Raw genomic sequence first — 23,797 nt, forward strand, 5'->3', positions numbered from 1 at the left:
GCTTGTTACACGCGACCGATTAGCTGAGCGCCTTTGAGCGCAGCTCCTTACAGAAGGTCCGCCGGTAATCCGAGGGGGTAGTGCCCAATTGCGCAGCGAATTGCTGACGCAGTGAAAGCGACGTGCCGAAGCCTACCTCCGATGCGATGCAGTCAATCGGCATCTCGGTGGTCTCCAGGAGCTGTTGTGCCCTCGCGACACGTTCGGCGTTAAGCCATTTGATGAAAGTCGTGCCTGTGGTTTCGCGAAAACGGCGGGTGAAGGTGCGACGGCTCATGCTGGCCACATCAGCCAGCGTATCGAGCGACAAGGGTTCGGCCAGATGTTCCCGCGCCCACTCCAGCACGCCGGGCAGCCGGCTTTCGCTCGCCAATTGCGGGACAGGCTGTTCGATGTACTGCGCCTGCCCGCCTTGCCGGTGCGGCGGTGTAACCAGCAGCCTAGCCATCCGATTCGCTACGTCGGCACCATGACGCTGACGCAGCAAGTGCAGGCAACAGTCGATGGCGGCGACCGTACCGGCCGAGGTGACGATGTTGTCGTCAGAAATGTAGAGCACATCCGGGCGGAAGTGGCTGCTGGGGAAGCGCCGAGCGAACAGCTCGCGCGCCACCCAATGCGTAGTGGCTTCGCGGTAATCCAGCAGGCCGGCGTCGCCCAACACGAAAGCGCCCAGGCACAAGCCGACGATCAATGCGCCCTGTGCATGGCACCGGCGCAAGGCGTCGGTCAGCTCGGCCGGCGCGTGCAGGCTGGGATCGCTCCATGCCGGCACGATGACGATATCGGCACGCGCCATCGCCTCCAGCCCATCGGGCACGTCGATCATCACGCCTTGATCGCTACGGACCTGGCCTGGCTTTGCAGCGCAATATCGAACTTCGTAATGCGGCAGGTCCGGTGCATCCTTGGCGGCGCCAAAGACCATTCCGGGCACGGAGAGGTGGAACAGGCTCACGCCATCGAACGCCAGGACGGCAACGCGAAGTATGGACATGACAGGTGATCCGTTTGGGGAAAGATGGCCTGAAAATATTCAAGAGCGTCATTCAGGTCAAACATCGAGTGCTGAGCGGTATCGCTGGCAGGTGCTTCCCCGACCTGTGGATCGTGCACGGATCGGGAAATGCAACGGACGGCTCAGGCCGTCAGATAGGCTTGCGTCGAAATCACATTGGCGTAGCCGAACTTCAGGGCAGCCATCATGGCCGCATGCACTTGAGCGGCCGGAACCTGTACACCCTCGAACTCCAGATCCAGCGTCGCGCAGGCATCGTGCAGCACGGTTACCGAATAGCCCAGATCGGCTGCGGCACGAACGCCGGCATCGACACACATATGACTCATCGCGCCGACGATCACGACCTCTTCTACACCCTGCTCGTCGAGCAAACGCTTGAGCTCCGTTTCACGGAACGAGTTGGGGTAGTTCTTGACGATGACAGGCTCGTCATTCTGCGGGGCGACAGCGGGTTGGATCTCGACGTTTTGCGTCCCCGGAACGAAAGCCGGGACTTCCCCGTGGACGAATTCATGACGGATGTGAATAACCGGGACATCCTTGGCGCGGGAGTCGGCAATCACTTTTACTGCGTTATCGACGGCCGCCTCGATACCGGTCAGCGGTAGATTGCCCGTCGGCAAGTATTCGTTCTGCAGATCGATTACGACCAATGCACGCTTGCTCATTATTGGCTCCTTGACGATGGTGTAAGGGGAAGCGTGACCATCATCAGCCATCGGGGCGCTTGTTGCGAAGTGGCGAGATCGACATCTTCAAGGGCTGGATCGACACATGCCGGATAGAGACGTTATAGAAATCGGGATGCTGCTGTATCCCGGTGCGCAGCTGGCGACGGTTCTGGGCCTGACCGACCTGTTCGCGTTTGCACAACGAATCGCCGACGAGCGAGGGGTGCCGGATACGCCGGTTTTGCGCATCAGCCAGTGGCAAAAACAAAGCCCCAGCGAAGCCCCGGTGCGCGTCCAGGATTCGCTTCCTGGCACGAACACGACGCCCGCCGTGCTGATACTGCCTCCCAGTCTGGAAGAACCGATTGCTGCCCGCGCAGCGGCGCCTTACAGAGAGTGGCTGCAAGCGCAGCACCGGGACGGAGTCACGCTCGCATCCGTGTGTGCCGGCGCCTTCCTGCTCGGCGAAACAGGTTTGCTGTCCGGCCGCACTATCACGACGCATTGGCTCTACGTGGAGAAATTCGCAGAACGCTTCCCCAGCGTGCAGCTCGATATCGACCAGCTCATCATCGACGCCGACGACATCATCACCGCCGGCGGTGTCATGGCCTGGACCGATCTCGGATTGCGATTGGTGGACCGCTACCTCGGCGCTTCGGTGATGATCGACACCGCCCAGATGCTTCTCGTTGATCCGCCCGGCCGCCAGCAACGTTACTACAGCGCCTTCGCCCCGCGGCTGGCTCATGGCGATCAGGCCGTGCTGGCCGTGCAGCACTGGCTCCAAGAAACAGGCGCCCGGCAGATCGTCCTGGCTGATCTGGCGCAACGTGCCGGCATGGAAGTTCGCACCTTTCTGCGCCGCTTTCAAAAAGCGACCGGCATGACCACCACCGAATACTGCCAGCGCCTGCGCGTGGGCCGCGCTAGGGAGATGCTACAGGCAAGCCAGCTGCCCATCGAACGGATCGCCTGGGAGGTCGGCTATGGAGACCCCGGCGCGTTCCGCAAGGTATTTATAGGCATCGTCGGGCTCACGCCTAGCGAGTACCGACGACGTTTCAGCTCGGTTCCCTAGACAGGGTTGGCGCAAATACGCTGCCCCGTCAAAGAATGGCCCGTTTTTATCCATGATTGTCTTTCGGGCCGCTATTGCTTCTTTCCCTCTGCTCCCACAATGCACTCCTTCGAAACGAAACTCAGGAGACACTCCATGCACTTTGCAAAAATCAGCAGTTCACTGGCTTTGGCCGTCAGCCTCGCCTTCACCAGCGCATTCGCCTCGGCACAAACAGCAGACACATCGGCCACACCTGCCGAGCAGGTGCAGCTGCAGCAGATTCGCAGCGCTACGCTGAAAATCACCTACGCCGATACGACCTTTCTGATTGATCCAATGCTCGCGAAGAAGGGCACTTACCCAGGCTTCGAGGGCACTTACCGCAGCGAACTCCGCAACCCGCTGGTCGAGCTGCCGATGCCGGCCGAAGAGGTCCTCGCTGGCGTCGATGCGGTGATCGTCACGCATACGCACCTGGACCATTGGGATGACGTCGCGCAGCAGATGTTGCCCAAGAATCTCCCGCTGTTCGTACAGAACGAATCCGATGCCGAGATCATCCGTGGGCAGGGCTTTCGCGATGTCCGGATCTTGAAGGACCAGGCGGAGTTCGGTGGCGTCACGCTAAGCAGGACCGGCGGCCAGCACGGTACCGACACGATGTTCGCTACACCTGAGCTCGCGGAGTCCCTCGGCGTTGCGATTGGTGTCGTCTTCGAAGCGCCAGAGCACAAAACGCTCTATCTGGCAGGCGATACCATCTGGCGCGACGAGGTCGACCAGGCGCTAACCCAATACGAGCCGGAAGTCATAGTGCTGAACGCGGGTTATGCGCAGGTGACTGGCTATAACGGCGCCATCATCATGGGCAAGGAAGATGTGCTGCGGGCCGCCCAGGCGGTGCCGGACGCAACCGTGGTGGCGACGCACATGGATGCCATCAACCATATGAGGCTGAGCCGTAAAGAGTTGAAAGGCTACGTTCAGGAGAAAGGCATTCAGGAACGCGTCGAGATTCCCGAGGATGGGGCAACACTGAAGTTCTAAGCTGGCTTGGGGCCGCCTTATCAGGGCGGCCCACCTGCCCTAGCCAGGGCTTCTAACGCCGTTGCAGTCGAGCGGGCGGCTGGCGGATGATCCAGTGAAACGGGGCTTTGCACCGACTCCATCATGCTCAAGAATGTAGCTCAGGTCTGAAACGATCAATGATTGTATACAATTTCTGGAGATTTATTTGTCAGCATGTGTACAATTGAGCACATAGCTCCGCACCCAGCCTGCGGCCATCTCGACCGCAGGCATCACCAACAAGAGGGAGTCATATGGCAAACACAAGGTACTACGCCCCCACTGGCGGGCACCCAGCTCAGACTGAGTTGCTGACCGATCGCGCGATGTTCACGGAGGCCTACGCTGTCATTCCGAAGGGCGTGATGCGCGACATCGTCACCAGCCATTTGCCCTTCTGGGACAACATGCGCATGTGGGTGCTCGCCCGCCCGCTGTCCGGCTTCGCCGAGACCTTCTCCCAGTACATCGTTGAACTGGCCGACGGCGGTGGCAGCGAAAAGCCCGAGCAGGATCCGAACGCCGAAGGCGTACTCTTTGTGGTCGATGGCGAGTTCACCCTGACCCTCGAAGGCACCCAGCACGTCATGCGTCCGGGCGGCTACGCCTTTATCCCGCCGGCGGCTAAATGGAGCCTGCGCAACAACAGCGGCGCCCCTGCGCGCTTCCACTGGGTACGCAAGTACTACCAGGCCGTCGAAGGGCTGCCATATCCGGAAGCGTTCGTCACCAACGAGCAGGACGTCGAGCCGATCGCGATGCCGGGCACCGATGGCAAGTGGGTCACTACTCGCTTCGTCGACATGAGCGATATGCGCCATGACATGCACGTGAACATCGTGACCTTCGAGCCGGGCGCGGTGATCCCGTTCGCCGAAACCCACGTGATGGAGCACGGCCTGTACGTACTGGAAGGCAAGGCCGTCTATCGCCTGAACCAGGACTGGGTCGAAGTGGAAGCCGGCGACTACATGTGGCTACGCGCCTTCTGCCCGCAGGCCTGCTACTCCGGCGGCCCCGGCAAGTTCCGCTACCTGCTGTACAAGGATGTGAACCGTCACATGGACCTGGGCAAATACAACCACCGGGCCTGATTCTCACATCGAACGCCCTCCTCGCCTCTCGGCCAGGAGGGCGTTTTCATTTCTGCGGTTCGTTCACTTGGGCATGCGCTACGACTGGACAATGGGCTGCGCTCGCGACTGTCCGATAATCGCCCAACCCAGAGCCAACGGAACGGATGCCGTTCGATAATCGCACACTAAGCGGATTGTCCAATTGAATAGCCGGACGGGAGCTATCAGGATTCAACCGCGACACGATCTACGGACCCGCTGGGCGAAACCGTCCCTGCCGTGAGTCGCGCAGATCGCACATAACAACAATGAATAAAAGGACTACGCGATGCTCAAGCTCCCCAAGGCGCTGCTCTCCTTGTTTGCGCTCGGCTCCCTCGCCTTGCACGCTCCTGCTCAGGCCGACGAGCCGGTGGTCACTCTCAAGCTGGCTCACTTTCTTCCGGCCCACTCGGTAACGCAGGCGGACTTCCTCAAGCCCTGGACCGAGAAGATCACCCAGGAATCCAACGGCCGCATCCAGTTTCAGTTCTATCCTTCGATGCAGCTCGGCGGCACGCCTCCGCAATTGGTCGATCAGGTCCGTGACGGCGTCGCCGATATCGTTTGGACGCTGCCCGGCTACACCAGCGGTCGCTTTCCACTGACCGCGGCTTTCGAATTGCCCTTCATGAGCCGTTCCTCCGAGGCCAGCAGCCAGGCCATGTGGGACTTTCTCGAGAAGCATGGGCAGAAGGAATTCGCCGATATGCATTTGCTGGCGACCCATCTGACCGATGGCGCGCTGGTGCATACCACCGACAAGCCGATCAAGAAAATGGCGGACTTCCGCGGCCTCAAGCTGCGCGCGGCCAACCGTACCGCGACCAAAACCATTTCCCTGCTCGGCGCCACGCCGGTGGCAATGCCGGTGCCGCAGGTGCCCGAAGCTCTCTCCAAAGGCGTGGTCGATGGTGCCGTGCTGCCTTGGGACGTAGTCCCGGCGCTCAAGCTGCATGAGTTGGTGAAGTACCACACCGAAACCGCCCCCGGCATGCCGGCGCTGATGCACACCGCATTGGTGGTGGCGATGAACAAGAACACCTATGAAAACCTGCCGGACGACCTGAAGAAGGTCATCGACGATAACAGCGGCCGCGCGCTTTCTCGCGAGGCGGGCCGCATCTGGGATAACCAGGTCGTCGAGACCGGCCACAATCTCGCCGAGTCCCGCGGCAACGAGATCTACGTACTGACTCCCGAGGAGCAGGCAAAGTGGATGAAGGCCACCAGCCGCGTCAGTGAGGGCTGGATTGAGGAAGTCGAGGACAAAGGTTACGAGAACGGCGAAGCGCTGCTCGAAGACGCCCGCCAATTGATCGAGCACTACAACGCTCAGCTGCCCCGCTGAACGAAGCAGGCGGTACTGCCAGTGACGGTACCGCCCCGGAGAATCAAATGAGTGAACCTGTAGTTCAGGTTGCCGTCGCGCCTGTAGATGCGGTCGGCCGCCTGCTCAATGCCCTTTCGCGTCTGCTCGCCTTCATCGGCGGCCTGCTGCTGGTGGCGATGACGCTGATGGCGACATACAGCATCGCCATGCGCGCCGTGTTCGACGAGCCGCTGCTTGGCGACGTCGAGCTGGTGCAGATGGGCTGCGGCATCGCCATCGTTTTCTTTCTGCCGCTGTGCCAGCTGCATCGGGGCAACGTCATTGTCGACGTCTTCACTCTGCATGCTTCCGAACGGGTACGTCGCACACTGGACACCCTCGGCGGGGTGCTGATGGCAATGGCCGCCGCCCTGCTGGCATGGCGTTCGGTCATCGGCACTGTCGATGCCTACGGCACCGGCGAGGAGTCGATCATCATGGGATTGCCGATCTGGTGGTCGATGACCGCCTTCGCTCCTGGTTTCGCATTGCTGGCGCTGGTGTCGCTGTATACCGCCTGGCAGGATTTTCGTGGTGAGGGTAAACCCGCATGAGCAGTGTTGAAATCGGCGGATTATTCCTCGCCATCCTTCTGGTATTGCTGGTGGTGCGTATCCCGATCGCCATCGCCATGCTGCTGACCGGCATCGGCGGCTACGTGTCCATCAGTGGCTGGTCGCCATTACTGAGCTACATCAAGACCGTCGCCTATGCACGGTTCACTGTCTATGACCTTTCGGTGATTCCCCTCTTTCTACTGATGGGTCAGTTTGCCTCTCGCGGCGGCTTGGCGGCGGGCCTGTTCCGCTCCGCGGCGGCGATGATCGGCCACTGGCGCGGCGGCCTGGCGATGTCAGCGATAGGCTCTTGCGCCGCCTTCGGCGCGGTCTGCGGATCATCCATCGCCACCGCAGCTACCATGGGCCAGGTCGCCCTGCCCGAACTCAAGAAGTACAACTACTCCGGCTCGCTCGCGGTCGGCAGCCTGGCCGCTGGCGGCACCCTGGGCATTCTCATTCCGCCTTCAGTGGTGCTGGTGATCTACGCCATCCTGGCCCAGGAAAACATCTCGTCGTTGTTCATGGCCGCGTTCATTCCCGGCGTGCTGGCGGCAGTCGGCTACATGATCGCGATCGCCATCTACGTACGCATGAACCCCGACGCAGGCCCGGCGCAGCCGCGCATGAGCTGGCGTCAGCGGCTGGCCGCGCAGAAAGGCGTATGGCCGGTGCTGCTTATATTCCTGCTGGTTCTCGGTGGCATCTATAGCGGCTGGTTCACACCAACCGAGGCCGCAGCAATCGGCACCGTGGGCACCGGATTCTTCGCCGTGGTGCTGGGCGGCATGCGTTGGGCAGGGTTCAAGGAAGTGCTCTACGGCACGGCGGTGACGACAGGAATGATCTTCATGATCCTGCTCGGCGCCGACGTCATGAACTCCTTTCTCGCTGTCTCTCAGCTGCCGGTGGCATTGGCCGAGGCCATCACCAACAGCGGTGTCGGCCCCTTCGTGGTGCTCGCCGGGATCCTGATCCTGTACCTGATCCTCGGCTGTGTGATGGACACCATGTCGATGATCCTGCTGACCATTCCGATCTTCTTCCCGCTGATCATGGGCCTGGACTTCTACGGCCTGGACCAGACCGAGAAGGCCATCTGGTTCGGCATTCTCGCGCTGATGGTGGTGGAAATCGGCATGATCACCCCGCCGGTGGGGATGAACGTCTATGTGATCAGCAGCATGGCCCGCGACGTGACCCTGCGCGACGCCTTTCGCGGCGTGGTGCCCTTCCTCATTTCCGACATAGTTCGCGTGGTGATTCTGGTGCTGTTCCCCTCCATCACCCTCTGCCTGGTGCGGTGGCTGACATGACCCCGACCGGCTAATCGAATTGCCGCCGGCGGCGGCTGCTTCACTCCCCCTCGCTTTCGAACATCCGCAACGGCGGAGGGGAGCCCTCAACCTTGAAAAAGGAAAACAACAACAATGAAACACCACACCACCCAAGCAAGCCGCATCCTCGCACCCACCCTGCTCGCCGCGACCATCGCCGCCCTTGCTCCACTGAGCGCCAGCGCCGAAGGATTCGTCGAAGACACCACGATCACGGTGAACGCGCGCAACTTCTACATCGGTCGTGAGTTCCGCGATGACAGCGTCGACCGCACCAAGGCCGAGGAATGGACCCAGAGCTTCATCCTCAACATCCAGTCTGGCTACACGCCTGGCCCGGTCGGTTTTGGCGTCGATGTGCTCGCCGGTCTGGCGGTCAAGCTCGACGGCGGCCGCGGCACCTACGGCACCGCATTGCTGCCGCGCCACAGCGATGGCCGCCCGGCCGACGACTACGGCCGCTTTGGCGTCGCCGCCAAAGCGAAAATCTCCAACACCGAACTGAAGGTCGGCGAGATGATGCCGGTGCTGCCGATCCTGCGATCGGACGATGGCCGCTCGCTGCCCCAGACCTTCGAGGGTGGCATGATCACTGCCAAGGAAATCGACGGCCTGACGCTCTACGGCGGCCAGTTCCGCCAGAACAGCCCGCGTGACGACGCCAGCATGGAAGACATGAGCTTCGCCGGTGGCGTCTCCGATCGTTTCAACTTCATCGGCGGCGAATACACCTTTAACGACAAGCGCACCACCGTCGGCTTGTGGACGGCCGAGTTGAAGGACGTATATGAACAGCAGTACGTGCAACTGCTGCACACCCAGCCACTGGGCGACGACCTAGCTTTGACGGCCAACCTCGGCTATTTCCAGGGCGAGGAAGACGGCAGCGCCCGCGCCGGCGAGCTGGACAACAAGACCTACTCCGGCCTGTTCGGCCTGAAGACTGGCGGCAACACCTTCTACGTCGGTCTGCAGAAGGTCAGCGGCGATACCTGGATGCGCGTCAACGGTACCAGCGGCGGCACACTGGCAAACGACAGCTTCAACAACAGCTATGACAATGCCGACGAACGCTCCTGGCAGCTGCGCCACGACTACAACTTCGCCGCCATGGGCATTCCCGGCCTGACCCTGATGAACCGATACATCAGCGGCGACAACATTGACGTAGCCGGCAGTGACGACGGAAAGGAATGGGGTCGCGAAACCGAGCTGGCCTACACCATCCAGAGCGGTCCGGCGAAAAGTCTCAACATCAAGTGGCGCAACTCGAGCTTCCGCTCCGAGGCCAACACTCGCGACCTCGACGAGAACCGCCTGATCTTCAACTACCCGCTGTCGATCCTGTAATCGCCGTACCCGTTTTGCTCCCGTAGTACGCGCCTCTCCTGCGCGTGATTGCTTCGGCCCGTCATCGACGGGCCTTTTTTCGTCGGGTGTTAGGCACGCCGGTTACGTTGGCTGATGACCACGTGCAAATGGACACACTACCCACAATGCGATCCGGGCCGAGGGCGCGCCGAGTGCAGCCTTGGAGCGTACCGTCAAGGATGGAAGGCGGGCAGCGGAGCGCCACGCAGAACAGCGACGAACGATTAGCCCTCTCACGGAAGGAGAGAACTGAGAAAAAGCGGTCAGAGAGCGCCTTGCGGCTGCTCCAGCGACTCCACCCCCATCTCGTCAAACACCTCTTCGGCGAGGTGAAAGGTGGCATTGGCGGCGGGGATGCCGCAGTAGATTGCGCTCTGCAGCAACACTTCCTTGATCTCGTCGCGCGTCACGCCGTTGTTCTTCGCAGCGCGCAGATGCAGCTTCAGCTCACCCTCGCGGTTCATGCCGATTAGCATCGCGATGGTGATCAGGCTACGCGTATGCCGTGGCAGACCGGGGCGGGTCCAGATGTCACCCCAGGCATGCCGAGTGATCATCTCCTGAAACTCTTCGTTGAACGGTGTTATGTGCTGCAGGCTGCGGTCTACGTGTGCATCGCCCAGTACCGCGCGGCGTACCTGCATGCCCGCTTCGTATCGTTCTTTCTCGTCCACTGCGTTGACCCCGATCGGTAAGGTTCATGTTCGGCCGACTGCACGTTGTCGTGACGCACAGCAGGCCACTGCGTTAAAGGCTTCGATGCTCAGCCACCGCACGCTCGACCCAGCGTCGTGCCTGGCCCAGGTAGAACGACGGATCGAGCAGGCGATCCAGCTCGGCATCGTTCAGCTGTTGGCGCACCTCCGCGGTTTCGCCGAGCACGCCGCGCAGGTGTCGTCCGTCGGCAACGGCCCGTTTGCAGCACCCCTCGACCAAATGATGGGCCGATTCACGCCCGATCCGTTGCGCAAGGGCGATGCTCACCGCCTCCGCCAATACGAGACCGCGCGTCTGTTCGAGATTGCTGGCCATGCGCTCGGCATCGACCTCCAATCCCGCGATAGCGAGCAGCGCCTGCTGTAGCGAACCGGAAACCAGGCAGCAGAGCTCGGGCAGGGTTTCCCATTCCGCGTGCCACAGCCCGAGGCTGCGCTCATGCTCATGCGGCATGGCGCTCAGCAGCGTGGCGACCAGTCCGGGCGCGCGAACGGCCGCGCTGATCATCACGGCGCTGCCGACGGGGTTGCGCTTGTGCGGCATGGTGGATGATCCGCCCTTGCCTGGTGCCGAGGGTTCGAAGACTTCGCCGACATCGGTCTGCATCAGCAGCGACAGGTCGCGCCCGAGCTTGCCCAGGCTGCCAGCGATCATTCCCAGCAGGCCAGCGAACTCCACCAGGCGGTCACGCTGGGTGTGCCAGGGTTGATCGGGCAGGCTTAGCTTCAATTCCTCAGCCAGTGCCTGGCTGACCGGCCAGGCCTGCTCACCGAGCGCCGCTAGGGAACCGGAAGCGCCGCCAAACTGCAGGCAGAGCAGACGCGATTTGATCTCCTGCAGCCGTTGGCGGTGACGATTGATCGCACCGAGCCAGCCGGCGATCTTCATGCCCAGCGTCACTGGCGTCGCATGCTGCAGCCAGGTGCGCCCGGCCATGGGCGTATCGACATGACGCTCGGCCTGCAGGGCTAGGCTGTCACCGAGGCTTGCAAGATCGCCCTCCAGCAAAGCGATGGCCTGGCGCAGCTGCAGCACCAGACCGGTGTCCATGGCGTCCTGGCTGGTCGCGCCCAGATGCACATACTTTTCCGCCTCGGCATCCTGCTCAACGACGCGTTTGCCTAACGCCTTAGCCAGCGGAATGGCGGAGTTGCCCGCCGTGACGATGGCCTGCGCCAGCGCTACCGGGTCATAGAACTCGGCGTTGCATGCGGCTTCGATAGGCGCGACCGCTGACGGCGGAATCACACCACACCGTGCTTCTGCACGGGCCAGCGCCGCTTCGAAATCCAGCATGCCCTGTAGCCGGCCGTCGTCGGAAAACACTTGGCGCATCTTCCCACTCGTGAAGTAGGCGTCGAAGAGTTGGTGGGTGCCCCGGTTCAATACATGTGCTCCTGTGCTAACCAACAAAATGAGGCGTTTCTGCGCTGTGTCCCGCTGTGATAGTGGTACGCCAATTCACCTGATAGAGAGCCCCGCCATCAGCCCACCGCCCAGATAAAGACGCTTACGCTAAGGAACGACAGCACGGTCGCCACCACCAGCGCAGCCGAGCAGCGCCCTTCGAACCCATAACGGGCGCCAAGGATGGGGTAGATACTCATCATCGGCGCTGCGGCCATCAGCACTCCAGCCGATGCCAATACCGGATCGGAAATCGGCAGCAGGGTGAAACACAGCAGCACCATGAGCGGATGCAGGATCAGCTTGCCGATCGCCAACTGGCCCACATCCATCACCAACCCGCCCGCCTTCATCCCGCTTAGGCTGGCACCAATGACGAACAGCGCCACTGGGGCGGAAGCGGTGGCCAGCATGTCGATGACCCGCATGGCCACGGGCGGCGGTTGAATATCCAGAACCGCCATCAGCAATGCCACGGTGATTGCGATCAGCACTGGATGTCGGACGAGATTGCGCACGGTGCCGCGGAGCGCTTTCCAGACCCCGCCTCCGCTCTGCCGTCCAAGTTCGGCAAGGGTCAGCGCCAGTGGAATCATCACTAGATTCTCGATGATCATTCCCAGTGCCAGCGCCACACCAGCCGGGGCGCCAACAGCCATTACGACGATGGGGTAACCGACGAAGCCGCTGTTGGAAACCGACATTCCCATACCCACCAACGCGCTGCCGCTCAGGCTGTCCTTGCGTACCAGACGTGCAAAGCCGTAGCCCAGACCGAACACCAGCAGGGATCCCAGGCCATAGGCAAGCATGTAACTCCAGTCCATCACCTCGGCCAACGGGCTCTCCAGTAACGCACGGATCACCAGCGCTGGAAGCGCAAAGGTAATGACGAAGCGCCCCATGCCAGCGGCCTGATCCCGACTGATCATCCCAGCGCGGCAGGCAACGAAGCCGATGGCGATCAGAATGAAGATGGGGGCGGTGATACCCAGAATCGCCAGCATCTAGCAATGCACCCCGCCTGAGCCTTCTGTTTCGATTACCCGAAGCTGCTGCAGCCGGCTGCGCGTACGGGCGAAGTCGACGTGGGCGCCAGCGCTTAGCAACGCCTGCGGGTTCGCCTCGGCGGCCAGCAACAATTCGACACCGCTGTCATAGAGGATGTCGATCAGGTTGAGAAAGCGCTGCTGGACATCGATGCCCTGCTCATCAAGTAGCGGCACACCGGTGACCGCCAGCCGTTCGAACGTGCGGCTCAGCCAGACAAAATCGGCACTGGAGCGTGGCAGCCGGCACAGCTCGTCAAATGCCAGCCAGGCGGTTGCCTGATGCCGAGCTTGCAGACACAACGGCCGATGATTCAGTTCGCCCCGTACATCACGCTCGGCTGACGCAGGCAGTTGTAATCGACGCTCAACCCAGCCAGCTTGGGCCTCTGCCGCGACCCGGGCAAACTCGCCCCATACGTAGCCGCTCTCGGCGCGTTGCCGGTAATCCTGGCCACCGTCCAGGTTGTAGATCTCGAAGCGGTGCTCGATCAGTTCGATTGCCGGCTTGAAGCGGTCCCGGTAAAGCGGATTCGGACACAGCGCCCGAGGCGGGTAGTTCGACGTGGCAACAATCCCGATCCCTTGCTCGACCAGATGCTGCAGTAGCCGCCCCAGCAGCATCGCGTCGCCGATGTCATGCACGTGAAATTCGTCGAAGCACAGCAGCCGGGTGTCCGCTGCGATTTCCCTGGCAATCAGCGCCAGCGGATCCGGCCGCCCTGTGATCTGCTTTAGGCGCTCCAGGATGTATTGGAGGAAGGCGTGGAAATGCACGCGGCGCTTGGCCTCGACCGGCGCCGCAGCATAGAAGGCATCCATTACGAAACTCTTGCCGCGCCCGACGCCACCCCACAGATAGACGCCGGATTTTGACGCACGCAACCAACCTCGCCGGCCACGCAGCCAACCATCCAGCCACCGGGCAAGAAGCTCGATGGCGGCTTTTTGCGCAGGATCGGCGCGATATCCACGCGAGGCAAGCAGCGCCTCGAAGGCCTGCTCAACCTGTCGCGCGACAGGTTCACCGGGCTGCTTACGCGCCCCCTGAAGCACGTCAGAAGTCAAAGAATACGGTCTCCCCCTCCCCCTGCAGACGGATGTCGAAGCGATACGCCGATTGGCCGTCCACTTCGCAGCGCCGGGCGATCAGGGTTTCGCGACGCTGTGCCCATTCGATGGAGTTCAACACCGGATCGTTGCCGTTGGCTTCGGCTTCGTCGTCGAAATAGATACGCGTGTGCAGATGGATATTGATACCCCGTGCGAACAGCGACACGTTGACGTGCGGCGCCATGAGTTCGCCCGTGCGGTTCTTTACGGCCCCTGGCTTGACGGTTTTCAGCGTCCAGTCACCCGCATCGAAGGTCGTGGCGGTACGGCCAAAACTGTTGAAGGACTGCTCCGGATCGAATCGGCAGTGATACATGCCGGCATGATCGGCCTGCCAGAACTCAAGGAACGAGTCGCGCACCAAGTGGCCCATGCCGTCGAAAACCTGGCCGATCAGCAGGATATGCTCGCCCGGCGCCTCCGGCTTTGCCAGCTCGTTCCAGATTTCCAGCTCGCGAGCCGGGTTGCCAGCCGCGGCAAGCGCCAGCCCGATGTGCACGTAGGGCCCGGCGGTTTGAGAAGGGGTTTCCGGCAGAAGTGTTACAGGCATCGTCGTCTCCTTCTCAGTGGTTCGGGAAATGGGTCTTGCGCTGACCGCGCAGCACGATATCGAAACGGTAGGCCAGACAATCCATGGGATTGGCCATGCCCATGTCCAGCTTGGCGATCAGGCTCTGCACGGCCTCGTTACTGATGGTTTTGGCAATCGGGCACAACGGGATCAACGGATCACCTTCGAAGTACAGCTGCGTAATCAGGCGAGTCGCGATCGACGGGCCGCTGATGGACACGTGGATATGCGCCGGGCGCCACTCATTGGGACCGTTGCGCCATGGATAGGGTCCGGGCTTGATGGTACGGAACACATAGTTGCCTTCGCTATCGGTCAGGGCGCGGCCAACACCACCGAAGTTCGGGTCCAGCGGCGCGATGTAGCGGTCGTTCTTGTGACGGTAGCGCCCACCGGCATTGGCTTGCCAGATTTCCACCAGCGTATGCGGGATCGGCTTGCCGTACTGGTCCATGACCCGGCCGGAGACAACGATGCGCTCGCCGATGGGCAGGCCACCGTTGTTGAAGTTCAGCAGCAGATCGTTGTCATGCGGGCCGAATTTCAGGTGTGAGAAGTCCGGGCCGGTGGTTTCGGAAATGGAAGGCGCAAGGGTGATCAACGCCTGCTGCGGAGACCGAGCAACCGAGGTTTTATAGTCAGGCGTCAGCGCTTTAGGGTGCCGGGTACGGTCGCGCGCGACGAACAGGCTGGTGTCCAGTTCGGACATGGCGAGCTCCTTTATTGGAATTGGAATGGCGCCTGATCAGGCAGCCCGAGTATGCGACAAAGCGCCACAGGGCAGAATTGAAAAGTCCGGCCATATCCATAACCGTACGGTTATGAATCAGCGATACTTCGCTGCCGATTCTCGCAGTGCTTCGCAACACCACTGCATGGCCAGGCTCGCCGGCAAGGTTGGATTGGTGCAGATGCCGACCGAGCCGCCCGGCTCCTTGTTTTCCAAAACCACTTCGCTCAACTCGCCAGTGGCGAGATCCTCACGCACAGCATCCAGCGGCGCGACCCAGACCGCATCACTGACCCGGACATAATGCCGGCTCAGCGCCACCGATAGCGTCTCCAGGCGCCGAGGCGGCGGGCTGATGCCTAGCTGAATGAACAAGCTGTCGGCATGGCGGCGAATGGTCGTACCGCTTTGCGGCAGCACCAGCGGAAACTCCCGCAAGCGATTAGGACCACCCTCCAGCAATGCATGGCCGGGACGAACTACCAGGGTCATGGATTCGCTATACAGGTGTTCGAAACTCAGCCCTTCGATCTGGGGGGCGTCGGTCATGCGCCCCACCACCAGATCCAGCTCGCCACCGCGCAGCTGACCCAGCAGATAGGCACTGGGGCCCGAGACCACGCTAACCACCAGTGCCGCATGCTGGGCATGTAGCCGACGCACCACGTCCGGCAACAGCGAACTTTCCACCGTCGACAGCGCCCCCAGACGCACCACGCCAGCCTCGTGCTCACCGGCACGCAGGCTGCGAACGCCTTCGCGTAGCGCCTGCACGCTCGGGCCTGCGTAGCGCAGAAACGCCTGCCCTGCGGCGGTCAGGGTCACGCCCTGCTTGCCTCGATCGAACAAGCTGGCGTCCAGCAATTCCTCGAGCTCCTTGAGCGTCTTGGAGATCGCCGGCTGGCTGACCGACATCGCCTCAGCCGCACGCACCAGGCTGCCTTGGCGAGCAACTTCGATGAAGCACAGCAGGTGACGGTACTTGATACGACTGTCGAGATTCACGCGAGCGACCCTGGGTTGCGTTGTCGGAGACGAGCCAATGCATTGTCCATGAAGTCGCCGTCAGCACCATAACCAAATCAGGAGAGGATTTCGCGCCAGCAGGAACCTGGCCGATTACCGCACGCAGTTTATAAAAGTCCAAGTTAAATCCGGGTAGCGCCATTAACTTGGCCGCCTGGGGCGACAAGAATGTCGGTCATCTCGAACCAACACGCGCAACACGTCGCGAACAACAAACGAGAGGCCCACAATGAAAACCAGCGTTGCCATCATCGGCGCAGGCCCGTCCGGCCTGCTACTTGGCCAGCTTCTGCACAAGGCCGGGATCCCCAACGTGATCATCGAACGCCAGAGCGCGGCTTATGTGCTGGGCCGCATCCGTGCCGGCGTGCTCGAGCAGGGACTGGTCGATCTGATGCGTGAGGCCGGAGTAGCCGAGCGCATGGACCGCGAGGGCATCGTCCACGACGGCGTCGAGCTGGCCTTCGCCGGACGCCGCGAACGGATCGACCTGAAAGCCCTGACGGGCGGTGACACGGTCATGGTTTATGGCCAGACCGAAGTCACCCGTGATCTGATGCAAGCGCGGCGCGACAGCGGTGCGCCGGCGTTCTACGAATCGAGCGACGTGCAGCTGCATGAGCTGAAGTCCGAGGCGCCCTACGTCACCTTTATTCATGAAGGCGAGCAGTTGCGCCTGGATTGCGACTACATTGCCGGATGCGACGGGTTTCACGGCGTGTCGCGCAAGACCATTCCCGAGCAGTCCCTGGAGATTTTCGAGCGGGTCTACCCCTTCGGCTGGTTGGGGCTGCTGAGCGATACGCCACCGGTCCATGGCGAGCTGATCTATGCGAATCACGAGCGAGGCTTTGCGCTGTGCAGCATGCGCTCCAATACCCGCTCGCGCTATTACGTTCAGGTAGGTCTGGATGAAAAGGTAGAAGACTGGTCGGACGAGCGTTTTTGGGACGAACTCAAACGCCGTCTGCCGGAAGACGTCGCCACGCAGCTGGTGACTGGTCCGTCGCTGGAGAAGAGCATCGCCCCACTGCGAAGTTTCGTGACCGAACCCATGCAATACGGTCGGCTGTTTCTGGTCGGTGACGCCGCCCACATCGTCCCGCCCACTGGCGCCAAAGGGTTGAATCTGGCGGCTAGCGATGTCAGCACGCTGTACCGCATCCTCAGCAAGGTGTTCAAGGAAGACCGGCGCGACCTTGTCGACCGTTACTCACCAATCTGCCTGCGACGCGTGTGGAAAGCCGAGCGTTTTTCCTGGTGGATGACTTCTCTCCTGCATCGTTTCCCCGACACCGACGGCTTCAGCCGACGCGTCCAACAGAGCGAGCTGGACTACTACACCAGCACCATTGCCGGGCGGACCACTATTGCGGAAAACTACGTAGGGTTGCCTTATGAGCCGATTGAGTAGCGCAACCTATTCGGTTGCCGGCTCGCTGGGCAGTGTCCGCACGCGGTGTTAGCGTTACCGCTTTTGCGCAGAGGCCATGCGATGGCAGCCCGCCCCGCGAACGTTCCGGTGTTCAAGCTCTACGGTGATCGACTGGAGTGGACCACGCCGGATCTACTGCATTGCGAATCCATTCCCGAGCGCAGTCGCCTGCATGACTGGGAAATCAAACCCCACCGGCATGGCGACCTGGTGCAACTGTTGTATGTACGTAGCGGCTGGGCGGTGATCGAGATCGAAGGCGTGCAAACACGCCTGGAGCAGGCGGCGATTCAGGTAGTGCCGCCGCTATGCATCCATGGCTTCCACTTTTCGGAACAGGTCACGGGGTACGTCATTACGTTGGCTGCACCGCTGGCCAGCCAGCTAGAAGCGCAGCTCGGTGCACCGCAGCCGATTCTTGGTGCCGCAGGCCTCTACCCCATCGGGAACGATCTGCACTATCTCGATGCGCTCTTCGAAGCGATCAATCACGACTACCTTCATCCAGCACCCGCTCGCGAGCTGCAACTGCACTCGCTGATCGGCCTGATCAGCGCCTGGCTACGACGGCAGGCACATGATCGTCAGCAACAGGAGCGGCCTTTGCCCGGGCAAGACCATTTGCTGGCATTTTCCGCACTGGTCGAATCCCACTTTCGTGAGCAGCTATCCATCGAGCAGTATGCCCACCGTGTCGGTATCACGCCGGCGCACCTCAACAACCTGACACGTCGATTCACCGGCTGCACCGCGCAGGAAGCGGTGCATCAGCGCCTGCTGCTCGAAGCCAAGCGGCAACTGATCTATACCGCCCTCAGCGCCAAACAGATCGCCGAAGGGCTCGGCTTCTCCGAGCCAGCCTATTTTTCTCGATTCTTCAAGCGCCTAACGGGCGTGTCACCTACAGCGTTTCGATCCGACACTGGCAAAGCAAACTCTGATCGATATTGACGGCGGTCGTCGTCGCGCTGCAGCCATTGGCTCTCGCATGATCAAGGCCGCATCTCTTAGCAACCGCTGTTAAAGCCAGCGTCCTACCCACCCACTCCGCTTCAATATCCTTAGCCGATAATCGCCCGGTGTTTTCAATTTTCGAAGAATTCGACCTACGTCGCGGTGGACGAGCGCGCTTTTCTACGTATTAACTAGATAGTACATTTTGAGGGTGACTCCAATGACAACAATCATTCTCGTCCTGAACGGACCCAATCTGAACCTGCTTGGCACACGCGAACCGGCGACCTATGGTCATGAAACGCTCGATGATATCGCTCAGCTCTGCCACGAAACGGCTGCAAGTCATGGCCTGGAAGTTGACTTCTTTCAGACCAACCATGAAGGCGAATTGATCGAGCGCATCCATCAGGCTCGAGAGACGTGCGCTGGCATCCTGATCAACCCAGCCGCCTGGACCCACACCTCGGTGGCGATCCGTGATGCGCTTGCCGCCGTCGAGCTGCCCGTCATCGAAGTGCATCTGTCCAACGTCCACAAGCGTGAAGCCTTTCGCCATCACTCATACGTTTCACCCATCGCGGTCGGCGTCATCTGTGGTCTGGGCAGCAATGGTTATCGACTTGGTCTCGAACACTTCGCTCAGCTGCTAAGGGCGGAACCATGAGCAGTGCCGCTGCAAACAGCATACTGGCCGGGCTGATCGGCTCGGGCATTCAGGCCTCTCGCTCCCCTGCCCTGCACGAGCATGAAGGCGACGCTCAGGGCCTTCGTTACCTGTACCGTCTCATTGACCTCGATGTGCTGGGACTCGATCTCTCCGCGTTGCCAAACCTGCTCGACGCAGCCCAACGCTTGGGTTACACGGGATTGAACATTACTTATCCGTGCAAGCAGGCAATCATCCCGCTGCTCGATGAACTCTCAGAGGAAGCGGCAAGCATTGGCGCGGTGAACACGGTGGTGCTTCATGGCGGCCAGCGGGTCGGCCACAACACCGACGCACTTGGCTTCGGTGAAGGGTTCCGCCGTGGCTTGCCAGACGCCGCTCGCCAACGTGTGGTGCAAATGGGTGCAGGCGGCGCCGGAGCTGCCGTGGCGCATGCCTTGCTAACCCAAGGGGTCGAGCAACTGACACTGTTCGAAGTCGACCCGGCGCGTGCTCAGGCGTTGGTGGATAATCTTTCGCGCCACTTCGGCAGGGGCCGCGCCATTGTCGGCGAGGATCTGCCGTCAGCGATGGCGCATGCGGATGGACTGGTCAATACCACACCCATGGGCATGACCAAGCTGCCCGGCACGCCGGTACCTGCCGAGTTGTTGAGGCCGTCGCTCTGGGTTTCGGAAATCGTTTACTTCCCGCTCGAAACCCAGCTCCTACGCGATGCCCGTGCGCTCGGTTGCAGGACGCTGGATGGCAGCGTCATGGCCGTATTCCAAGCGGTAAAAGCCTTTGAACTCTTCAGCGGTAGACAGGCGAATGCCGACCGCATGCTGGAGCACTTCGCGAGCTTTGTTTGAACCCCCTGAGGGGCAACCAGCCGGCGGCCACGACGCTGCCGGCATTACAAAAACAAGAGGTGCGTACGAGATGAAAATCCTCGTCGAATGGTACTTCCGGCTCCTGAAACTGCTGGTAGTCGGGTGCATGGCAGTGATGGTCGTAATGGTGTTTGGCAACGTCGTGCTGCGCTATGCGTTCAATTCAGGCATCAGCGTCAGCGAAGAGCTGTCGCGCTGGTGCTTCGTCTGGATGGTGTTCCTGGGTGCGTTGATCGCACTGCGCGAGCACGCCCATCTGGGCCTCGACAGTGTCGTAAAGCGACTACCGGTGATTGGCCAGCGGATATGCCTGGTCATCGGTCACCTGCTCATGCTGTTTGTCTGCTGGTTGATTACCAAAGGCAGCTGGGCGCAGGCGGTCATCAATCTCGACGTGACCGCCCCAGCGTCTGGCCTGTCGATGGCCTGGTTCTACTCCGCCGGCGTCGTATTCGGGGTCAGCGCCAGCGTGATTTTGCTGGTCGAGCTGATTCAGGCACTGCGCGGCCGACTCAACGGTGACGGTCACAGCGACGCACCCGACGCGACCGAGCATTTGGTGCCTGCCACCGACGCGAGGACTCAACCATGACCCTGCTTGTTTTCCTCGGATCATTGCTGGGCGGCATGGCATTAGGCATCCCGATTGCCTTCGCGCTGTTGCTGGTTGGCGTCGCGTTGATGTTGTACCTCGGGCTGTTCGATGCACAGATCATCGCCCAGAACCTGCTCAACGGCGCCGACAGCTTCCCACTGATGGCCGTCCCCTTCTTCATGCTTGCTGGCGAAATCATGAACGCCGGCGGCCTCTCGCGCCGCATCGTCAACATTGCCTTGGCGCTGGTCGGGCACAAACGGGGCGGGCTCGGCTATGTCGCGATCATCGCATCCTGCCTGCTGGCGTCGCTCTCCGGTTCGGCAGTAGCAGACGCCGCCGCGCTTGCGGCGCTACTGGTGCCGATGATGGTGTCGGCTGGTCATAGCCGGCACCGTTCGGCTGGATTGATTGCTGCCGGAGGCATCATCGCGCCGGTCATTCCTCCGAGCATTGGCTTCATCGTATTCGGTGTCGCGTCGGGCGTGTCCATCTCCAAGTTGTTCCTTGCCGGTATCGTTCCGGGGCTGATGCTCGGTGCGGCGCTGGCAATCGCCTGGTGGTTCGTCTCCCGCCGCGAAGTTGTCGAGACACCCCCAAAGCGCAGCCGCAAGGAGGTATTGCAAGCCATAGTTGAGGGCAGTTGGGCGATGGGGTTGCCGGTGATCATCATCGTTGGCCTCAAGTTCGGCATCTTCACTCCGACTGAAGCGGCCGTCGTCGCGGCCGTCTATGCCCTGTTCGTTTCGGTCGTGGTTTACCGCGAGCTGAAACTGACCGACCTTTACAAGGTGACGCTGTCTGCGGCTAGAACCACATCGGTGGTGATGTTGCTGGTTGCAGCGGCGATGGTCTCTTCCTGGCTCGTGACCATCGCCGACCTGCCTGGCCAGCTGTCGGATCTGCTGGAGCCACTGATGGACAACCCCACCCTGCTGTTGATCGCTGTGATGCTAGTCATCATCGCGGTGGGTACGGTGATGGACATGACGCCGACCATCCTGATCCTGACGCCCGTACTGATGCCTGCTATCAAGCAAGCCGGTATCGATCCGGTGTATTTCGGTGTGTTGTTCCTGATCAACACCTCTATTGGCCTGATCACGCCACCGGTGGGCACCGTACTGAATGTGGTCTGCGGCGTCTCGAAACTCAAAATCGAAGAAATCGTGCGCGGCGTCTGGCCGTTCCTTCTCGCCCAGCTTTTTGTGCTTCTGCTGCTCGTGCTGTTTCCGATCCTGGTCATCGGTCCGATGAAGTTTCTCGCCGGATAGCCGGCATCCCTGTGCTTCGCCCAACAACAACAATGGAGAGTCACATGAACAACTGGTTGAAAACCCTCACCGCCGCGGTCTGCGCCACTGGCCTTGCTGTAGGTAGCCTGCAGGCCCAGGCGGCAGACTACCGTGACCAAACGCTGCGCTTTGCCTTCCAGAACGTGAAGGACCATCCGCAAGGCCTCGGTGCGCAGAAGTTCGCCGATCTGGTGAGCGAAAAGTCGGGCGGCAAGATGAAGGTCCGCCTCTTCCCAGGCGGCACCCTCGGCGGTGACCTGCAAACCGTCTCCGCGCTGCAAGGCGGTACGCTCGACGTGACCGTGCTCAATTCGGGAATCCTTGCCGCTCAGGTCCCTGATTTCGCGCTGTTCGACTTTCCGTTCCTGTTCGAAAACAGTGAGCAGGCCTACACCGTCATGGACGGCCCGGTTGGTCAGGAGCTGGGCAAGCGCCTGGAAAGCAAAGGCCTGATCGGCCTCGGCTATTGGGATCTTGGCTTCCGTCAGGTGACCAACAACAGCCGTCCGATCACAGGCCCGCAGGATTTGGAAGGGCTGAAAATCCGCGTCATCCAATCGCCGATCTATCTGGAAACCTTCAAGGCGCTGGGTGCCAATCCGGTACCAATGCCCTTCCCCGAGGTCTACACGGGCCTTGAGCAGCGCACCGTCGACGGTCAAGAAAACCCGTTCACGGTGATCGAGGGCAGCAAATTCAATGAGGTGCAGAAGTACCTCTCGGCAACCAACCACATCTACAACCCGCAGTCGCTGATCATCGGCCAGAAGACCTGGGACCGCCTGAACGCCGATGAACAAGCGGTGATTCGAGAAGCCGCTAAAGAAGCGACTCAGTACCAACGCGAGATAACTCAGGAACGCCAAGGTCAGGCGCTGAACACCCTGAAGGAGACGATGGAGTTCAACGAAGTGGACACATCGGCACTGGCTGCTTTCCGCGAGAAGGTCAAACCGGTGATCGAGCAGTTCTCCAAGGACATTGATCCGAACCTATTGAAGTCGCTGAACGAGGCGGTTGGTCAGTAATAGCCAGCTGCACAAAAAAGACGGGCCAATGGCCCGTCTTTTTTTGCCCGCACAATGGTGATTACGCTTACTGCCTGCCCTTTCAACGGCTCATCAAGCCAGCACGTAGCGAATCACTGCATCGCCAATCATCCGCTTGTGGCGCTCAAAAATAGCCGACTCCGACAGGTCGATTTCATAGATCGTCGAGAAGGTATGCCGGTTGGACACACGAAAAAAGCAGAACGAGCTGATCAGCATGTGTAGATCAAGCGGATCGATATCGCGACGGAACAACCCTTTCGCTACTCCTCGGTCAAGGATCGACGAAATCGAGGTCAGCACGGACTTGTTCAGTGCGGCAATCACTTGCGACTTGGCGATATGAGCGCCCTTGTGAATGTTCTCGATGCTCACGACTCGGATGAAATCCACGTTGCGGCTGTGATGCTCGAAGGTGAATTCGACGAGCCGGCGAATCGCTTCGTCAGGCTCCAGCTCGTCGAGCTTCAGGTCTTCTTCGGTAGCGCGAATGTCGCCGTAGAGCTTCTCAAGTACCGCCAGATAGAGCTGCTCTTTACTACCGAAGTAGTAGTAGATCATCCGCTTCGACGTACGGGTGCGCTCGGCAATGGCATCCACGCGCGCGCCGCTCAGGCCCTGCTCGGCGAACTCGGTAACGGCGGCGAGGAGGATTTCCTGCCGCGTCTTTTCAGGATTGTTCTTGCGCGGCTGACGTGTGGTCAGCGTAGTTTCGGTAGACGTGTCCGACATGTAAGGC

The 23,797-nt window shown here is 60.9% G+C and carries 24 protein-coding genes; 14 read left to right on the forward strand and 10 right to left on the reverse strand.

Translation table 11 applies throughout. The features are described from left to right. Positions 1–19: 19 nt before the first annotated feature. Together NA645_RS00405 and NA645_RS00410 are read right to left on the reverse strand one after the other, a co-directional pair. Positions 20–997, reverse strand: coding sequence for a GlxA family transcriptional regulator (locus NA645_RS00405; protein ID WP_256046982.1), 978 nt, complete (start codon positions 995–997; stop codon positions 20–22). Positions 998–1,140: 143 nt separating this feature from the next. Beyond that, positions 1,141–1,689, reverse strand: a complete 549-nt coding sequence (locus NA645_RS00410; protein ID WP_256046983.1) for a cysteine hydrolase family protein — start codon at positions 1,687–1,689, stop codon at positions 1,141–1,143. Positions 1,690–1,795: 106 nt separating this feature from the next. Between NA645_RS00410 and NA645_RS00415 the strand changes: the two genes are divergently transcribed. The 7 genes from NA645_RS00415 (at position 1,796) to NA645_RS00445 (ending at position 9,554) form a co-directional block, all read left to right on the forward strand. Beyond that, on the forward strand, positions 1,796–2,773 hold the full coding sequence (locus NA645_RS00415) for a GlxA family transcriptional regulator (protein ID WP_256046984.1): 978 nt from the start codon (positions 1,796–1,798) through the stop codon (positions 2,771–2,773). Positions 2,774–2,908: 135 nt separating this feature from the next. After that, positions 2,909–3,802 carry an MBL fold metallo-hydrolase gene (locus tag NA645_RS00420; protein WP_256046985.1) on the forward strand — a complete coding sequence of 298 codons (894 nt, stop codon included), beginning with the start codon at positions 2,909–2,911 and terminating at the stop codon, positions 3,800–3,802. A gap of 275 nt (positions 3,803–4,077) precedes the next feature. Further along, positions 4,078–4,917, forward strand: coding sequence for a bifunctional allantoicase/(S)-ureidoglycine aminohydrolase (locus NA645_RS00425; RefSeq protein ID WP_131650231.1), 840 nt, complete (start codon positions 4,078–4,080; stop codon positions 4,915–4,917). A gap of 310 nt (positions 4,918–5,227) precedes the next feature. Then, positions 5,228–6,289: a TRAP transporter substrate-binding protein gene (locus tag NA645_RS00430; RefSeq protein WP_256046986.1), complete on the forward strand. Its 1,062-nt coding sequence runs from the start codon at positions 5,228–5,230 to the stop codon at positions 6,287–6,289. Positions 6,290–6,336: 47 nt separating this feature from the next. Continuing rightward, complete coding sequence (locus tag NA645_RS00435) at positions 6,337–6,864, forward strand: TRAP transporter small permease (RefSeq protein ID WP_256046988.1); 528 nt, start codon at positions 6,337–6,339, stop codon at positions 6,862–6,864. Beyond that, positions 6,861–8,183 carry a TRAP transporter large permease gene (locus NA645_RS00440; RefSeq protein ID WP_256046989.1) on the forward strand — a complete coding sequence of 441 codons (1,323 nt, stop codon included), beginning with the start codon at positions 6,861–6,863 and terminating at the stop codon, positions 8,181–8,183. Before NA645_RS00435 ends, NA645_RS00440 begins: the two co-directional genes overlap by 4 nt. A gap of 114 nt (positions 8,184–8,297) precedes the next feature. Then, the gene (locus NA645_RS00445) at positions 8,298–9,554 is read left to right on the forward strand and encodes an OprD family porin (protein ID WP_256046990.1); all 1,257 of its coding nucleotides are present in this window, start codon (positions 8,298–8,300) and stop codon (positions 9,552–9,554) included. 284 nt (positions 9,555–9,838) lie between these two features. On the opposite strand, the gene pcaC is transcribed toward NA645_RS00445, so the two are convergent. The 7 genes from pcaC to pcaQ form a co-directional block, all read right to left on the reverse strand. Further along, entirely contained in the window at positions 9,839–10,249 is a 411-nt protein-coding gene (pcaC, locus tag NA645_RS00450; protein WP_256046991.1) for a 4-carboxymuconolactone decarboxylase, read from the reverse strand. A 73-nt stretch (positions 10,250–10,322) separates the two neighbouring features. After that, complete coding sequence (locus NA645_RS00455) at positions 10,323–11,678, reverse strand: 3-carboxy-cis,cis-muconate cycloisomerase (RefSeq protein WP_256046993.1); 1,356 nt, start codon at positions 11,676–11,678, stop codon at positions 10,323–10,325. 98 nt (positions 11,679–11,776) lie between these two features. Then, positions 11,777–12,706 (reverse strand): AEC family transporter, encoded by a 930-nt coding sequence (locus tag NA645_RS00460; protein WP_256046995.1) that lies wholly within the window; start codon positions 12,704–12,706, stop codon positions 11,777–11,779. Continuing rightward, positions 12,707–13,816, reverse strand: a complete 1,110-nt coding sequence (gene zapE, locus NA645_RS00465; protein WP_256046997.1) for a cell division protein ZapE — start codon at positions 13,814–13,816, stop codon at positions 12,707–12,709. Beyond that, complete coding sequence (gene pcaG / locus NA645_RS00470) at positions 13,806–14,411, reverse strand: protocatechuate 3,4-dioxygenase subunit alpha (RefSeq protein ID WP_256046999.1); 606 nt, start codon at positions 14,409–14,411, stop codon at positions 13,806–13,808. The genes zapE and pcaG overlap by 11 nt, the downstream gene beginning before the upstream one ends. Positions 14,412–14,424: 13 nt before the next feature. After that, the gene (pcaH, locus tag NA645_RS00475; protein ID WP_256047000.1) at positions 14,425–15,141 is read right to left on the reverse strand and encodes a protocatechuate 3,4-dioxygenase subunit beta; all 717 of its coding nucleotides are present in this window, start codon (positions 15,139–15,141) and stop codon (positions 14,425–14,427) included. 117 nt (positions 15,142–15,258) lie between these two features. Next, positions 15,259–16,167 (reverse strand): pca operon transcription factor PcaQ, encoded by a 909-nt coding sequence (gene pcaQ, locus NA645_RS00480; RefSeq protein WP_256047002.1) that lies wholly within the window; start codon positions 16,165–16,167, stop codon positions 15,259–15,261. A 250-nt stretch (positions 16,168–16,417) separates the two neighbouring features. Between pcaQ and pobA the strand changes: the two genes are divergently transcribed. The 7 genes from pobA to NA645_RS00515 all read left to right on the forward strand — a co-directional run bounded on the left by pobA (position 16,418) and on the right by NA645_RS00515 (position 23,037). Further along, on the forward strand, positions 16,418–17,602 hold the full coding sequence (gene pobA / locus NA645_RS00485; protein ID WP_256047003.1) for a 4-hydroxybenzoate 3-monooxygenase: 1,185 nt from the start codon (positions 16,418–16,420) through the stop codon (positions 17,600–17,602). An 81-nt stretch (positions 17,603–17,683) separates the two neighbouring features. Then, entirely contained in the window at positions 17,684–18,574 is an 891-nt protein-coding gene (locus NA645_RS00490) for a helix-turn-helix domain-containing protein (protein ID WP_256047004.1), read from the forward strand. 223 nt (positions 18,575–18,797) lie between these two features. Beyond that, positions 18,798–19,244 carry a type II 3-dehydroquinate dehydratase gene (gene aroQ / locus NA645_RS00495; RefSeq protein WP_256047005.1) on the forward strand — a complete coding sequence of 149 codons (447 nt, stop codon included), beginning with the start codon at positions 18,798–18,800 and terminating at the stop codon, positions 19,242–19,244. Then, complete coding sequence (locus NA645_RS00500) at positions 19,241–20,098, forward strand: shikimate dehydrogenase (protein ID WP_256047007.1); 858 nt, start codon at positions 19,241–19,243, stop codon at positions 20,096–20,098. The genes aroQ and NA645_RS00500 overlap by 4 nt, the downstream gene beginning before the upstream one ends. Before the next feature lie 70 nt (positions 20,099–20,168). Continuing rightward, positions 20,169–20,711, forward strand: a complete 543-nt coding sequence (locus NA645_RS00505; RefSeq protein WP_256047008.1) for a TRAP transporter small permease — start codon at positions 20,169–20,171, stop codon at positions 20,709–20,711. Next, a complete protein-coding gene (locus NA645_RS00510; protein ID WP_256047009.1) occupies positions 20,708–21,988 on the forward strand; it encodes a TRAP transporter large permease subunit in 1,281 nt (426 codons plus the stop codon). Before NA645_RS00505 ends, NA645_RS00510 begins: the two co-directional genes overlap by 4 nt. Before the next feature lie 44 nt (positions 21,989–22,032). Next, positions 22,033–23,037: a TRAP transporter substrate-binding protein gene (locus tag NA645_RS00515; protein WP_256047010.1), complete on the forward strand. Its 1,005-nt coding sequence runs from the start codon at positions 22,033–22,035 to the stop codon at positions 23,035–23,037. A gap of 93 nt (positions 23,038–23,130) precedes the next feature. Here the strand turns inward: NA645_RS00515 and NA645_RS00520 are convergent, their stop codons facing one another. Then, entirely contained in the window at positions 23,131–23,790 is a 660-nt protein-coding gene (locus NA645_RS00520) for a TetR/AcrR family transcriptional regulator (RefSeq protein WP_256047011.1), read from the reverse strand. Positions 23,791–23,797: the final 7 nt, after the last annotated feature.

This window comes from Stutzerimonas stutzeri (assembly GCF_024448955.1).
Classification (GTDB): domain Bacteria; phylum Pseudomonadota; class Gammaproteobacteria; order Pseudomonadales; family Pseudomonadaceae; genus Stutzerimonas; species Stutzerimonas stutzeri_AQ.

Coding starts and splice junctions, on each gene's coding strand:
- NA645_RS00410 (WP_256046983.1), bottom strand. CDS start 1,689: ATGAGCAAGCGTGCATTGGTCGTAATCGATCTGCAGAACGAATACTTG.
- NA645_RS00500 (WP_256047007.1), top strand. CDS start 19,241: ATGAGCAGTGCCGCTGCAAACAGCATACTGGCCGGGCTGATCGGCTCG.
- NA645_RS00505 (WP_256047008.1), top strand. CDS start 20,169: ATGAAAATCCTCGTCGAATGGTACTTCCGGCTCCTGAAACTGCTGGTA.
- pcaH (WP_256047000.1), bottom strand. CDS start 15,141: ATGTCCGAACTGGACACCAGCCTGTTCGTCGCGCGCGACCGTACCCGG.
- NA645_RS00405 (WP_256046982.1), bottom strand. CDS start 997: ATGTCCATACTTCGCGTTGCCGTCCTGGCGTTCGATGGCGTGAGCCTG.
- NA645_RS00425 (WP_131650231.1), top strand. CDS start 4,078: ATGGCAAACACAAGGTACTACGCCCCCACTGGCGGGCACCCAGCTCAG.
- NA645_RS00435 (WP_256046988.1), top strand. CDS start 6,337: ATGAGTGAACCTGTAGTTCAGGTTGCCGTCGCGCCTGTAGATGCGGTC.
- NA645_RS00510 (WP_256047009.1), top strand. CDS start 20,708: ATGACCCTGCTTGTTTTCCTCGGATCATTGCTGGGCGGCATGGCATTA.
- NA645_RS00440 (WP_256046989.1), top strand. CDS start 6,861: ATGAGCAGTGTTGAAATCGGCGGATTATTCCTCGCCATCCTTCTGGTA.
- NA645_RS00430 (WP_256046986.1), top strand. CDS start 5,228: ATGCTCAAGCTCCCCAAGGCGCTGCTCTCCTTGTTTGCGCTCGGCTCC.
- NA645_RS00490 (WP_256047004.1), top strand. CDS start 17,684: ATGGCAGCCCGCCCCGCGAACGTTCCGGTGTTCAAGCTCTACGGTGAT.
- NA645_RS00445 (WP_256046990.1), top strand. CDS start 8,298: ATGAAACACCACACCACCCAAGCAAGCCGCATCCTCGCACCCACCCTG.
- pcaG (WP_256046999.1), bottom strand. CDS start 14,411: ATGCCTGTAACACTTCTGCCGGAAACCCCTTCTCAAACCGCCGGGCCC.
- NA645_RS00415 (WP_256046984.1), top strand. CDS start 1,796: ATGCCGGATAGAGACGTTATAGAAATCGGGATGCTGCTGTATCCCGGT.
- aroQ (WP_256047005.1), top strand. CDS start 18,798: ATGACAACAATCATTCTCGTCCTGAACGGACCCAATCTGAACCTGCTT.
- pobA (WP_256047003.1), top strand. CDS start 16,418: ATGAAAACCAGCGTTGCCATCATCGGCGCAGGCCCGTCCGGCCTGCTA.
- NA645_RS00420 (WP_256046985.1), top strand. CDS start 2,909: ATGCACTTTGCAAAAATCAGCAGTTCACTGGCTTTGGCCGTCAGCCTC.
- NA645_RS00520 (WP_256047011.1), bottom strand. CDS start 23,790: ATGTCGGACACGTCTACCGAAACTACGCTGACCACACGTCAGCCGCGC.
- NA645_RS00460 (WP_256046995.1), bottom strand. CDS start 12,706: ATGCTGGCGATTCTGGGTATCACCGCCCCCATCTTCATTCTGATCGCC.
- NA645_RS00515 (WP_256047010.1), top strand. CDS start 22,033: ATGAACAACTGGTTGAAAACCCTCACCGCCGCGGTCTGCGCCACTGGC.